Origin of the sequence: Gardnerella vaginalis (assembly GCF_001546485.1) — a bacterium.
Lineage (GTDB): Bacteria > Actinomycetota > Actinomycetes > Actinomycetales > Bifidobacteriaceae > Bifidobacterium > Bifidobacterium vaginale_D.
The window spans coordinates 51,764-65,109 of sequence record NZ_KQ956850.1 but is presented as its reverse complement, the minus strand read 5'-3'; the positions used below and the strand labels follow the sequence as shown (position 1 = coordinate 65,109).

General features: G+C 43.7%; 15 protein-coding genes. 12 read left to right on the top strand and 3 right to left on the bottom strand.

The window, feature by feature from the left end:
- Positions 1–86 precede the first annotated feature (86 nt).
- A complete protein-coding gene (gene nrdR, locus HMPREF3208_RS02445; RefSeq protein ID WP_032814599.1) occupies positions 87–542 on the bottom strand; it encodes a transcriptional regulator NrdR in 456 nt (151 codons plus the stop codon).
- Between the two features lie 348 nt (positions 543–890).
- Here nrdR and HMPREF3208_RS02440 point away from each other — a divergent pair, with 348 nt between their 5' ends.
- A complete protein-coding gene (locus HMPREF3208_RS02440; protein WP_268886636.1) occupies positions 891–2,123 on the top strand; it encodes an LPXTG cell wall anchor domain-containing protein in 1,233 nt (410 codons plus the stop codon).
- 115 nt (positions 2,124–2,238) lie between these two features.
- Here HMPREF3208_RS02440 and HMPREF3208_RS06770 read toward each other — a convergent pair whose 3' ends face one another.
- Entirely contained in the window at positions 2,239–2,604 is a 366-nt protein-coding gene (locus tag HMPREF3208_RS06770; protein WP_196488951.1) for a hypothetical protein, read from the bottom strand.
- Between the two features lie 381 nt (positions 2,605–2,985).
- Here HMPREF3208_RS06770 and HMPREF3208_RS02430 point away from each other — a divergent pair, with 381 nt between their 5' ends.
- On the top strand, positions 2,986–3,474 hold the full coding sequence (locus tag HMPREF3208_RS02430; RefSeq protein WP_226988337.1) for a hypothetical protein: 489 nt from the start codon (positions 2,986–2,988) through the stop codon (positions 3,472–3,474).
- Positions 3,458–4,750: an MFS transporter gene (locus HMPREF3208_RS02425; RefSeq protein ID WP_009993952.1), complete on the top strand. Its 1,293-nt coding sequence runs from the start codon at positions 3,458–3,460 to the stop codon at positions 4,748–4,750. The genes HMPREF3208_RS02430 and HMPREF3208_RS02425 overlap by 17 nt, the downstream gene beginning before the upstream one ends.
- Before the next feature lie 408 nt (positions 4,751–5,158).
- Here the strand turns inward: HMPREF3208_RS02425 and HMPREF3208_RS06950 are convergent, their stop codons facing one another.
- A complete protein-coding gene (locus HMPREF3208_RS06950) occupies positions 5,159–5,281 on the bottom strand; it encodes a hypothetical protein (RefSeq protein WP_255358933.1) in 123 nt (40 codons plus the stop codon).
- A 78-nt stretch (positions 5,282–5,359) separates the two neighbouring features.
- Here HMPREF3208_RS06950 and HMPREF3208_RS06860 point away from each other — a divergent pair, with 78 nt between their 5' ends.
- The 9 genes from HMPREF3208_RS06860 to mobF all read left to right on the top strand — a co-directional run bounded on the left by HMPREF3208_RS06860 (position 5,360) and on the right by mobF (position 13,146).
- On the top strand, positions 5,360–5,908 hold the full coding sequence (locus HMPREF3208_RS06860; RefSeq protein ID WP_230454556.1) for a hypothetical protein: 549 nt from the start codon (positions 5,360–5,362) through the stop codon (positions 5,906–5,908).
- 2,014 nt (positions 5,909–7,922) lie between these two features.
- On the top strand, positions 7,923–8,264 hold the full coding sequence (locus HMPREF3208_RS06760; protein ID WP_162037913.1) for a hypothetical protein: 342 nt from the start codon (positions 7,923–7,925) through the stop codon (positions 8,262–8,264).
- Between the two features lie 696 nt (positions 8,265–8,960).
- On the top strand, positions 8,961–9,296 hold the full coding sequence (locus tag HMPREF3208_RS02395) for a hypothetical protein (protein WP_009994580.1): 336 nt from the start codon (positions 8,961–8,963) through the stop codon (positions 9,294–9,296).
- A 345-nt stretch (positions 9,297–9,641) separates the two neighbouring features.
- On the top strand, positions 9,642–9,959 hold the full coding sequence (locus HMPREF3208_RS02390) for a hypothetical protein (protein WP_009994582.1): 318 nt from the start codon (positions 9,642–9,644) through the stop codon (positions 9,957–9,959).
- A gap of 59 nt (positions 9,960–10,018) precedes the next feature.
- Positions 10,019–10,324 carry a hypothetical protein gene (locus HMPREF3208_RS02385; RefSeq protein ID WP_009994584.1) on the top strand — a complete coding sequence of 102 codons (306 nt, stop codon included), beginning with the start codon at positions 10,019–10,021 and terminating at the stop codon, positions 10,322–10,324.
- Positions 10,299–10,847, top strand: a complete 549-nt coding sequence (locus tag HMPREF3208_RS02380; protein WP_016637681.1) for a DUF6036 family nucleotidyltransferase — start codon at positions 10,299–10,301, stop codon at positions 10,845–10,847. Before HMPREF3208_RS02385 ends, HMPREF3208_RS02380 begins: the two co-directional genes overlap by 26 nt.
- Positions 10,848–11,306: 459 nt before the next feature.
- Positions 11,307–11,864 carry a hypothetical protein gene (locus HMPREF3208_RS02375; protein WP_016637682.1) on the top strand — a complete coding sequence of 186 codons (558 nt, stop codon included), beginning with the start codon at positions 11,307–11,309 and terminating at the stop codon, positions 11,862–11,864.
- Positions 11,865–11,904: 40 nt separating this feature from the next.
- Complete coding sequence (locus HMPREF3208_RS02370) at positions 11,905–12,324, top strand: hypothetical protein (RefSeq protein ID WP_016637683.1); 420 nt, start codon at positions 11,905–11,907, stop codon at positions 12,322–12,324.
- Between the two features lie 36 nt (positions 12,325–12,360).
- Positions 12,361–13,146, top strand: a complete 786-nt coding sequence (gene mobF / locus HMPREF3208_RS02365) for a MobF family relaxase (protein WP_016638057.1) — start codon at positions 12,361–12,363, stop codon at positions 13,144–13,146.
- The last annotated feature ends 200 nt before the right edge of the window (positions 13,147–13,346 follow it).

Here is a 13,346-nt window from a genome sequence, read left to right as displayed (position 1 = left end):
CATTGCGGTTCATAAGTATGCGTTATAGAAGAATAAAAGAATAGAAACGCAAAAATTTGTATTATTTACACGTGTTTTCTATTCTTTTATTCTTCTAGTTTGCTTTGTTTCAAATCCTCAATGGCATGTTCAAAATCTTCAAGACCAGTAAAGTTTTGATATACGCTTGCAAACCGAAGATATGCAACTTCATCTAGTTCGCGTAGTGGTTTAAGAATGGCTTTACCAACTTCTTCAGATGTTACTTGTGCTAAGCCACGCGCACGCAAATCCGCTTCAACCTGCATACCAAGATTTTTCAACGCTTCAATATCGATAGGACGACCTTGACATGCTTTACCGACACCAGCAACAACTTTTGCTCGATCAAAAGGTTCAATAGAACCAGAACGTTTCATAACGAGCAACTGCGTTGTTTCTACTGTTGTAAAGCGATTTCCACACACCTGGCACTCACGTCTACGGCGTATAGAATAGCCATCTTCGCTAATACGTGTATCAATAACTTTCGTATCAGAATTTTTACAAAAAGGACAATGCATACATCCAGCATACTAAAAAATTAAGAAAACACGACACATCTTATTTATTTTATTCAAATATTGCTGAATAATATGCAATTATTTACTTCCACGTAAAGAATTCTATCAACATACGATTGTTAACAACAACGTTTAACAACAAACAATGTATATTTGTGCTTCAATATTTTCAATGCAATTTTCTTGTATACAACCTTTTGGATCATCAGCAATAGTTTCAAAGCTATATTCCAAATAACTGCTATCTATAACATAGAACCCATCTGGATACAACCAAAACTCATACTGCATACCGCTCTCATCCTCATCATCATGATGATTACCTTCGTATGAAGTAATAACCCTGCAATCGACCAGTCTCTCCTTGGTCAGGATTACACCATCGTGCTTCCTATGACAGTCAAGCAGGTCAAGGACGGGTATGTAGTGAAGAACACTGCCACCCAGATTACAAACGATCGCAAGGATGTAACGAACACGGTAACTAACCCGTTAAAGGTTATTAACCCGAAGAAGGATGTGACTGTTAAGGTTAATGGCGAAAGTGCGAATGGTAAGAGTATTTATAAGGATCATCAGTTCTTGTATCGTCTCGATAGCTCCAAGATCGCTGGTAACCGTGCCTACAAGCAGATCAAGAATTGGCGCATCGTGGATGATTATGATGAAAAGTTTGACAAGCTAACCGGCCAGTGGGCAGTCTATGTCAACAACGACATTAAGCTCGCTGACGGCACTGTGATCTCCAAGGGTAGCCGTATCGACGGTAGCGGTGTTGATGCCGGATATTTCACTTTCACCGAGGCTAATGGTGCGTTTACTGTAGAGGCAACACAACAGTTCCTTGATATTGCATCTGCTATGGATAGTGACTTGTCCTGGACAGCGTACGTGCAAATGACCCGTTTGGGCGTAAGCGATCGCGTAGAAAACACGTTCGTGGAAACCATGAATGATGTTGAACGCGAATCCAATATGGTGTGGACCAAGACCCCAGACCAGACCCCTGCTATTAAACTCATCAAGTACGACGCAGCATCTGGTCTTGAAGCGGGAGACCGTAACACACCAAGCGAAGCCTTGAAGTCTACCAAGAACGGCACCAAGATTGTGTTCCGTATCATCAACACCGGTAAAGTCAACCTGACCAAGATCACGTTAGATGATAAGACTATCGCAGGCTCCGGTACGGTAACTAATCTGGAGTATCCAGCAAACTGGTCTAACCTGGTATTAAAGCCTGGCGAATACGTAGAAGTCAAGGGCACGTTGACTGGTATGAACACGATGAATCATACCGACCGTGGTCACACGACTGGTACACCTATCGTGCCATGCGCATCCCATAACGATCACCCATTCGACCCAAACGGTGGAGATAATGGTAATGGTGGTAATACGGGTGTGTGCTATGACACTCCAGTCGAAGATTCTGATGATTGGAACGGTGTTACTGCTGCACCATTGGCTCAGACTGGTAGCGCGGTCGTGTCTATCGCTATCGCTGCTCTTGCAGCCCTGGGCGCAGGAGCAAGCATCATGATCACTAAGCGTAACAAGGAAAATGCTCGTAAGCATTAACCCGTAAACACGCTTAGTATTAACTGGCGAGGGGTCGCACATGCACACGGGACTATCTCCGTGCAATGGTGTGGCCCCTCACTCTATATTTTCTTCTTCCTCTATTGATTTCTTATTAATCTTTCACACGTAACGGTTCATACTCATGAGTAGAAAAGACACAGCCTTTACCCCTAGTCAACGTGCTTATCTCAACAGTCTTCCAGCTATCAAACACGCGACAGCCACACGAATCTACTACACAAGCCAATTCCACAAAGACGCTGTCCAGCAATACGATAACGGTGTCAGACTGTCTGTTATTTTTGCACAGACTGGAATGCCGTCCACCCTCATCGGGCGCAAAAGGATTGAACGCTGCATCAACAGGCGGGAAAACACCGACTACACACAGTCCGGCATGCCAGAACAAGTACACAAGCAAGTCAGCATATTCCTCGACCAGATGGCGAGCAGAGTTGAGGGTTTTGATTGAAGCCAAGCGTTACACCTTATCCACCAATTCCACAGAAAGAATCCTGACATACGAATAGCCGGACTCTGCCAAACAGTAGGGATATCAGAAAACACGTACTACGAGCTGAGACTGGTAAATAGTTAAGGTCTAATAATGTACTACTAATTTTTATATAAAATTATTCCACAATAAGAGACACACTTGGAAAGAATGCGAATCCTGTATTAGGATTATTTGTATCTTCATAGATGAAGATGCAAATAAGATACAGCATTGTTCTTATGAAAGGAGAAGATGAACAAGAATAGCAAGCGCGGCGGAATCAACCCACGACCTCGACCATATCCTCATATGATTTAGGCATAATTTATCCGCACATATTCACACCAAAGGTTAATAATGAACATGACTTCGTACGAAGAAATGTTTGATGAGTATGTGAAATCAAGTGCAGCATATTGCGCTTCTCTATTTGAAGCAACAGAATATTTTTTCAAAGCAAATGCTGCACTTGAAGCCACTATCGTCAGTACAAACACAGCGAAAACATCCACCATCCATTCAATACAAGAATATTTCGAGACATGTAAAATATCGCTTATTAAAACAATTGATTTGCTACGGACATTCCAAGAAATACATACGACTATCCCTGGAGAGCAAGTAGAAGTCGATTTCGCACAACAATACTTCTATATAAAGAAAACATTATCTTGCGTCGAGCAGATTATTCAACTCTTTAGCACAGTGCGTGATGACAAGAACCTACAGCAACAGATTTGGGATAACGACGACTTTACAACATACTTCACTACTAGTGCCGATAGCATCTCTCAAGCAATAATTTGGCAATGTAATTTCGCGAAACGAGCAAACCTTGACGAATCTATTTAAACCTTACCGCGGATATCTGCGTTTAGCAGCTAGTGATTTTCTTTCTAACTATGCAACTACACTAGCCTCAACTACTATTCAATTATGGCTATTGAACTCACTTTTTATCGGTTTTCAGCAGTCAAGCCATTATTTATCGCTTTACCTCACCCTCACTGCAATAAGTGAATTAGTAGCAGGCCTTTTCTCAGGAGCACTAGCTGAGCATGTAGGAATTTTCAGGACAACAGTTGCTGCATGCTTAGCAAGAATGATTGCGGGATTATGTATTATCGCAATTGTATCGGTATCCTTCTCAACCCCATCTGCTAACAAGTTGCTCCTATTTTGGTGTGTTTGTATACTTGTAATGGTTACGACAGCATGTGATACTTTCTATTTTCCTGCTATTACTTCCTTTGTTAATCGTGTAACAAAAAATGATGATCTTATTAATGTTCTTTCACTTCTTCGCTTTACAAGCCTCATGGGTACATTAGTAGGACCAGCAGTTGCAGGTTTTGCGAGTAGTAAATATTTATACATTCCAATTCTATTTACAGAAACTATCGCATTAGCAGGAATAATAATTTTTATTTATTTTATTTACAAGCATGCAGTTAGAACCGGAATTTATACTTCAGACGTCGCAGATGAAAATCCAGAATATTCTCAAGGCTTTTTGGCAACTTGGGCTAGGGGAATGGCAACATTTGTAAAAAACCAAACGTACAGGACTTTAGCTCCATTTGCAATACTCGAAGCTATCGCATCTACTGGCATAAGCTTTGCTGGAGTCCTCTTATTCTCAATGGTTCTACATAGTGCAGAAGGATATGGCTGGTATTTAAGCGCAATGTCACTTGGGTATGCCCTCAGCTATCTCATCGCGCCAAAAGTGTCCAGCAAAATGTCCTTCTCTATGCTACTCACTCTTTCACATATACTAGTGACTCTTTCTATAATAGGACTGGCATTAGCGCCTAACGCTATAGCAGCAGTCGTGTTTGGTTTCCTTTTTGCTTTCTTCCAAGGAGTAGTAAATCCACCATTCCAAACAGTATTTATTCATGCAGTAGATGATAATCTCGTTGGACAGGTAATGTCTGTATTCATCTCAGTTGTTGCCGCTATAGGAGCAGTAAGCTATCCGCTATGGGATTACGCTTATTCCCACATGACCATTCCATCTCTACATGCAGAGTCAGGAATAATTGTCATAGCTGCTCTTATCCACTTTATACTGGTGCTTATCTGCATATTCGATAAGCGATTGCGTTCAATTAAAGCAGAATAAGATGCAATAAATATTGTAAATACGAGCACAACTACAAGCTGCGCTGTGAAAGTTCACTACAGAAGTTTCACAGCGCAGCTTATTTTTAAATTAGAACGCTTTCAATTCAGACATCTAAGTTAACCGAGTGAACCATACTTTATCTGTCATAGAGTGTTCATTTGTGCCGTGAGCAAATAGCACCAACATCTATATCTAGGATATTTATAACTGATGTCCCGTCTGTAAATTCTTTTGACTAACATCATGAGAATTAAAAGAAATATCAGCACCATACCCGGATCCACTAAAAAGTCTGGGCGGCTATTGTCTCCACGAGTTTCACTCGTGGAGACTGTACTGTTGTGGCGCAGCAAGAATGCTGCCACCGGTCGCCGCCCCCACTTTCTCGTGTTGGTAGCCCAGAGGCTAGCACACCCAGTCCAAAGACCACACGCCAGCCTTGTCACGCCACCCAACAAGCTCACCCCTGCCAGCCCATTCCACAACATGTTCCACGGGCTGACCGGAGTCGAGCCTGGAGCGTCGCACAAGGACTGGGAGTGTTCTTGTGGGTTTACGGGTGTGCCTGCCCTGGAACTACCAACACACAAGGAAAGGATAAAAAAAATGGTTACCATCAACAGCGACCACACGGTCACACTCCTAATAGGAGAGGTAGAAGCTCTCGTAGCATTCCACAACTACCTAGCAGGCTTTACCACGAAAGGATTGGACGAGAACACACTACGCTACGGTATCCAAGCATTAAGCAGTCTCCTCATCGTGCGTGACATGTTCCTTATTGATAGTTTCCATGGCTGCACCATGCAAGACTTCCTCGATAACGTTGAGCACCCATTCGCTGAGAAAACTGTCCACTATGTGCGTTCAAGCCTCGACCTGGTTTTTAGAGATGACAATTTCACCCTCGACACACGGCGCATCCATCGTGCAATAGCACTGCTGACCACCATGCTGGAACTTAAAGGATTAAGTCAGAGGGAAACTGTCACAGTCTATGGCACACTGTCATACTTGTATTGGCTGAAAAATGACACGACAAACGCTCGTATCACAGCCCAGAAAGCACTCACGATAGACGAGAAGTACGGGCTTGCACGCATCACTACTACAGCGCTCCTTCACCACATCACACCCCACTGGTGCCAGAAGTAAGCAGAGGGTTTGCTGGCAGAAAAAGAAGCGCAACTTTTTCTGCCAGCCCCTGGTGGCTTATCGCAGCCACCCTCCCGCGCGGGGCGCGTCTTACCCCTAGGGCATGCCCTGAACAAAATTCCATAAATTTTAGGGCATTACCCCCAGGAGCAAGCCGCGCTATTACCACGCGAGAAGGGTGGCTACTATGCTTCCATAAGTTCACACAAAGATGTGTGAACCAGCCGCCACCAGCAGAACAAAGAATCTGCCACCACTATCATGGCGGCAGACCCATTATCATCGCATGGAACACCTGCGGTGTACTCTCATTTTTTGCTTTTTATGACGTGTTCTTGACACTTCCCACTCTAAAAAACGGGTCACTTCCGCCAACTTCCCCGCGTCCTCCACTCGCGTTACGGACACGCGCGAAGCTAGGGCCCGCAAGGGGTTGGCTCCAGCGCATTCCGTTTTTGTCCCTTCCAGTGTTCAACAACACGAACGAAAAATAATCACACCAGGGTTTTTATATAAAACCAAACCATAAGAAAAATCATATACAAGTAGAAAGGAAAACAAGAATGAAAATTAACAGCAAGCCAGTCACCGGCACAAGCTTCGCATACGACGGATGCCACAAAATCTACATCTGCGAAAACACACAAGATGAGCAAGACGCGCAAAAAACCGGATACACCATCCACCCCATAAGCGAGCTTGAAAACACATACGAAAACTCGTGCGACCTACGCTTCATCCACAACTGGACACTCGATAAAGACTATGTCTCCCAACTAGAGCCCGCCTTATTCCAAGAATAACCAAAACTACAACAAAGAAAGGTCTTTTATGCTCATTCGTATACTCGCAGCATTCATCCTAATAAATGCACTTATTGCATACAGCGGTCTTGTAACCTACATGGCACATCTCATGCAAGAGAGCGCGAACAAGACACATACGCCAAAAACACGATGGCAAAAACTCACACTCGCACTAATTTTTACCAGTGTGACCGTCTGCGTACTCGTAGAAACACTATCAGACAACCAGACTATACGAACGATTACTCTCGCAGCCTTTGCATTTCTTATCGGCAACTTTTCAGGTGGCATGTATCAAAAAATCAAAACGAGCAACGAAAAGAAAGAACAAGAATGAGTGAACAAGAACGTAAAGTCCGTCTCGTCATCCGTATCACCCACACCATCGATATGAATGACAGTAACGGGTGGACACCACAATTAAGCTTCATCAAAACAAGAGAATCTTAAAAGGAGAATTATCATGGAGTTTACACTAGACAACGGGCAGCGTGACCTTCTATGGCTCGTCTTAGCACCCGCTGCCCCTGCCTTATGCTCACAAATAGGCCACGGCATGCCACAGTGGGCAATCATACTCGCAAGTATCATCTCATGCTGGATCCTCCTTGCTACAGCATACACAGAAACAAATAGATTATGGAAAGACAGCAGTCGAGTACGCAATTGCCAACACCAGACAATTATTCGCGCATGGACAGTACTTGAAAGTAGCCTTGACTATCTCGACCCTCACTATCGTGACCTGTACATCATGACTACAGTAACCGGCGACTACCACATCTAAACGCACCGCTATACCACTAGAAGGGTTACCCATTAGGGTAGCCCTTCTTACTTTCTCATCTTGATAGTTTCTCTCACACCCCACACGCTGACATGGCCTTTTCCTTGCATCTATGCACTTAGCTAAGGATTACGCATACGAGGCGCCTCGTGTGGTAAGACAATACTTCCTTCCTTAAAAAATGTGAGTGGCTGTTTACCGCTTAGGCCTTCTTTTGTTTACCGATGAATGCTCGCTGCGCCTAGCGACATATGTCAACCTGTCCGTCGTGTCTTTCACTTACGTTGCAGCCACGCGTGCCAGGTCACGCACCCACAAGGGGTGTGACATATGCCGCCAGTCGTAGCGTGAACCGCAATCATCAACAAAAGAAAACCCAAGCGAAACAACCACTGTTTCACTTTTAACGGAAAGGATTATTATGACTACCACACTCGAAGCACCAGTAACCCGCAACTCCATTAACGTGCACGGCGCTATGGAAGGTGACATCCTCGTCGCAACATGGGGGTATGACCAAACCAACTGGGATTATTACGAAGTCATTCACGTCACCTCTAAAACAGTCACTCTCTTCGACTTGCGCCACCATACGCTGCTCAAGGGTAAGCGCACCCAGCCAGGCTATTACACGAACATTCCAGGCCGGTACGGTGTGCGCATCAATACCTTCAGCAACGCGTACTTCAATCCTGACGACCCTCAAGGCACGCATGCTCGTGAAGACGAGAAACGCTACTGGTCTATCAACATGGGTCACTAAAGCCCTCGTGGTGGAACACTCACGAAAAAGGTGGGTGCTCCACCACCTTTTCATTTCTCTTGTATAAGCCAGCCTACGCTTTCGTGTCGGTTTTCTTCTCACAAGAATGCCCATGACGATAAGCCAAAGACCTGGAACCATGCACTATTAATACGCTCATACAGATGGATATACAAGCACACCCCACAACCGATAGGTTGAGCACACGCATACACGTCTACGCGCTACTGGTAAGAGTGGTGCCAGAAGAATAGTTTCTACACATTCACTCTCCATCACACGTGTATGAGCCGCACCCACCCCTGCACGCATGGAACACAATCTTTTTCTACCACACAATCCTCTGCACTATTATCCTTCGCAAAACCATCAGCTACTCTGCCCGTGTACTTATAAGAGTGAGGAGATTATGCGCATTCAGTAAGAGCGACTGCTCACTCTTTTCCTTTTCATAGCTGGAGCACGTGTTTTCTCTACCCGTGTTTGTTTTACCGATGAATGCTCGCCCTACCAGCGGACGCATGTCAACCCATCCGAGCGTCTCTCAACAATAAATTGTTTCGGCCGCGCGAGCTGGGTCAAGCACCCCGAGGGTGTGAAACGCATCCACCGGCAGGACGTGAAACGCAATCATCAAAACAAACACAACGGGGAAGAGAAAAGCCTCTTCTCCCCACTTTTTGAAAGGAAAACACAATGAGCACCACAATCACTATGCCACAAATCTACAATCCACTCAAAGACTACGGGTACACGCCAATCACTACTTTCTGGGAAGACTTCACCATAGCAGAAGCATTTGGTCTCGACGCTATCGAAGATACTTACCAGCGCGCTTTTAATGAGTGGCACAGCAATTACAAAATGATGACCGAGCTTGTCATGGTGTTGAACAATAAAATCTGGCAATACCATTTCTACAACGAGGATAAAGCACGTGTATACAACGACCTGTATACGACCCTGGCAGCATGGTGCGAAGATAACTTCACAAGCGACCAGCTTGACTACTATTACACCACCACAGACTAAAACCTATAAAAGCACATGGGGTGAAGGATTCATATTCTTCACCCCTATTTCGTATGTACTTGACGACTCAATAGACAGGAATATTGTGTTGCACACGCTAAAGCGTGTACAACCATTCTTTTTCGTATGGAACACCTGCGGTGTACAAAAAATTTTCTTTAAGGTTTGTCAATTTCCTTGACACTTACGATCCTATCGCCACGTTCCTCCACGCAACGCCCGCGATGTCCCTAAAGGTCCACGCGCAGCTTATGCGCTACGTCACTTCACGGCGATATGTCTTCAGTGTTCAAGGAACTTGAACAAAAAAATGTCACAGACACCCCGAGGAAAAGGAGAGATGAAATGTGCACATGGTATGACGGGAGCGACATCGAAAACGTACTCGAAGAATATCCACAATTCAAAGATTGGTTCGACGCGCACCACACCATTGACGAAATTGACTGCTTTACCGTGTGCGATGTCGAAGAATGGTTTGAAGACTTTAGCGAGACGTGGATAACTCCCAAACTTGCCCAGCATAGTGAGCTTCCTTATTCGCTTCTCTATCACAGTATCGATATTGAACTTCTTGCCCAGAATTGTTCCGAAGTTGAAGACGGTGGCAGAGCATTCACCTTCGATAAGGCAAGCGGCTTATGCCTATGCCTAGCATACTAAAAGTTTGTGTGTTGTCCGATTAGAATAAGAATCAGGTAATACACAGAAGGAGACGACACATGCACACGTGGTACGAGTATATGATTCAAGCAAGTAAGAATAGCGAACGAGATGGGGATTTATGGTTCCGCTACCTGTACAAAGTTATTCAAGACAATGGCACGAAACTCACCAGTGATGATGTCACACGGTTACTCAACAGCACCGTGCTGACTCCCTTCCAAAAAATAACATTGCAAGACGCACTCACTGACGGCACACACACAAGAGAGCACGTGCTCCAAGCGAATCGTAAAGCACAACCAAAAAATATTCTGCAACTTTTCAAAGAAGGACGTTATGGACAAGACACCACTGTTCGCTGAACTCAATGACAATCTTGCGAACGAAAATATCACACTCGAAATTATTTGTGCTGGTGGTTTCGTTCTTGAGTATTACAATCTTCGAGGCACGCAAGACGTTGATGCCTTCTATACAGAAAATGAAAAAATCAGAAACATAATTCAACAGGTCGGTGAGAAATATAACGCGAACGAGCCAGATGAATTATGGCTTAATAATTCTGTTGCGAACATGAACCGCATCCCACCGCGCAAAATTTGCACTCCTGTTTTTCAATTCTCTCATCTTACCGTGCTCATGCCGCCGCTTGATTATATCCTTGGTATGAAACTAGAAAGTGGCAGAGAAAGAGACAAACACGATAGCGCTGAAATTATTCGCAGGCTCAAACTCACATCAGTAAAACAAGCACAAGATACTCTCCACAGTTACGGATTCCATACAGACTTATCACTCTTGCTCGAATCCTTTGAAGAAGCCTACGGCATGAACTGGCTCGCTGACTACATGGCACAGCACATGAATGAACTCGACGAACTGTAAAAACAAAAATCTTATTTTGCCTCGACTTAGTAAACAAGTCGAGGCAATTTTCTTTTATCCCTATAAAATTTTTGCTCGTGTTTTGCTTGGCTCTGTGGTTTCTTGTGCGCGTGATTTTCCGTGGCACTGTTTTCATAAAAAGGTTCTAGGGTTCTTCAAAAATTTTTCTTCTCTTTTATGAAAAATTCTTCTAAGAATTTTTCATAAAATCACTCCACACTTTAACCCATTTTTTCTTAAAACTATCCACAGATTTTTCTTCAGAAACATAAAAATAAAAGTTTTTTAATTTTAAGGAACCAATGCACCCTTCGGGTGTTTTTATTGGCTCACGCCAATAATTTCAAGGCTTTAAGAGTTTTAAGGCGTTATATAACGCCTTTGAGATTTTCTTTATATCAAAGAAAACTTTTTTACTTTCTCATTATTAAGTAGGTACAGGTAGAGAAAGGAGGACTAATGAGCACTTTAGGAGAGAAAATGGAACCTATTACTCGTCAGTGTGAACGCTGTAACAAATCATTCACTATCACTGATAAGCGCGCAAAGCATAAGAAGTTTTGTAGTGGCTACTGCCGTGTAATGGCATGCAAAGAACGCACTCAGCGTCTTCGCGATCAGGCGCGCGATTATGCGTATGCTCAACTCACTCTCAAAGATTATGAAAGAGAAAAAGATTTCAAAGCTTTACGTGAACATGTTGAGCAGTTAGAAGCACAAGCCCTCGCCGATAGAGAGTTCATCTCTCTCCTTGAAATCACACTGCCACGTATGATTTCTACAGGCTACCTGACTATCAATGAGAACAGCACCATGGCATCATACTGGATGAATACGCTCAAAGAATCAGATGTGGATTGGGACAAATTATTAAAACCAGTTCCCATCTCTTTTATTGACAAGCCATCGCTAGAAATTCAGAATGAAACGGCAACACTTCTTCAAGAGCAGCAAGAATACGAACAGAATACACAGCCTGTTCAGTTCGATAATGATGCTGATTATTTGCCATGGTAGACAATACAATAATAAAATTTTGATTAAGGAGTAACAGATTATGGTTCTCAATTTTGATGAAGAGATTGCCCGCTATAAGCAGGAGTTGGAAAGCAAGATTAAAACTCTGGAAGCTCAACGCTCAGCATTTAACACGCACAAAAAGAAGCTTACCCAGATTGCTACTCGAATCGAAAAATCTATGCGTGATTACCAAGACGCGTACGATGAGCTTATCGCATCAGGGGTAAGTACTATGGAAGCTAAAGCGAATAATATTGATAGCCTCTATAACCTAACCCAGAAGATTCGTACAAGCATGAAGGATACTACGATTCTACAGGATGAGGTAGAAACCACTCCTACCACGCACGAGAGAATTGATTCTCAAAGCTCCACAATGACTATATCCAGCGTGTCTCCAGCAAAAGAGAATCCTACGCAACCTGAAACTGATTTCATTCCCGGATATTCCAATTAGAAATCACATCTCACCGACGCAGGAGGGTTACCCATTATGAGTATGACAGTGAAATTTATCCACGCAGGATATGCTCAATATCTTGAACACATGGTGAATGACAGCATGCGTGCACAAGCATATAGCAGAGTATCTGGCTGCTCCACTCATGAGGGTAATCCTCCAGGCAGGTGGCTTGGTAGCGGACTACAACTCGTGAACCACACGAGTGGAGATATCGTTGGCAAGAATGAGCTCTACTCTCTCATCGAGAAAATGGAAAATCCCGTCACAGGTCAAAGGCTCATACCCTACACTAGTATGAATTTTCTAGGTATGGACGCCATGTTTGTTGCGCCTAAAAGTTTTAGTCTACTGTGGCTTCTTGCTGATGAATCTATGCGCAACGATCTCGATGTTCTCTGGAATAAAGCATTAGAAGAAGCAATACACCAGTTTGAAGAAAATGGATGCTACGGTCTAATGGGTTTTAATGGTATAGCTAATGTGAAGCTTACTGGTTTTGCCATAGCAGCCTACGATCATTACACCAACCGTAATGGCGAAGCCAACTACCATACACACGCTGTCATCAGTCCTCTATCTTTCCACACTAATGGGATAGTGGTCGTATTAAATCAGCAATCCGTGCTCGCTGCTAAAGAGTTTATTAACATGTACCATTCCCAAATTTTACGCGATATCACGCGGCGTGATATGGGTCTTCAATGGGAGCAGCGACAAAGTGTGTTTAACCCTTATATAAGCGTCTGGGAAATAAAACAAATCCCTGACAAGCTCATCCGAGCAACCAGTAGTGCAAATTCACCTTGGGACTGCTAAACCTTGTTGCGCGCGTGAATATTCTCATTAACTTTGTAAGGTAAGTAAGGGGTTACCCATTATGAGCATGACAATGAAATTTATTCATGCAGGATTTGCTCAATATCTCGAGGATGCAGTCAATGACACGATGCGACTGCAAAAAAGTGGTGGCGCTTCTGGCTACTACACTCATGAGGGTAATCCTCCAGGCAGGTGGC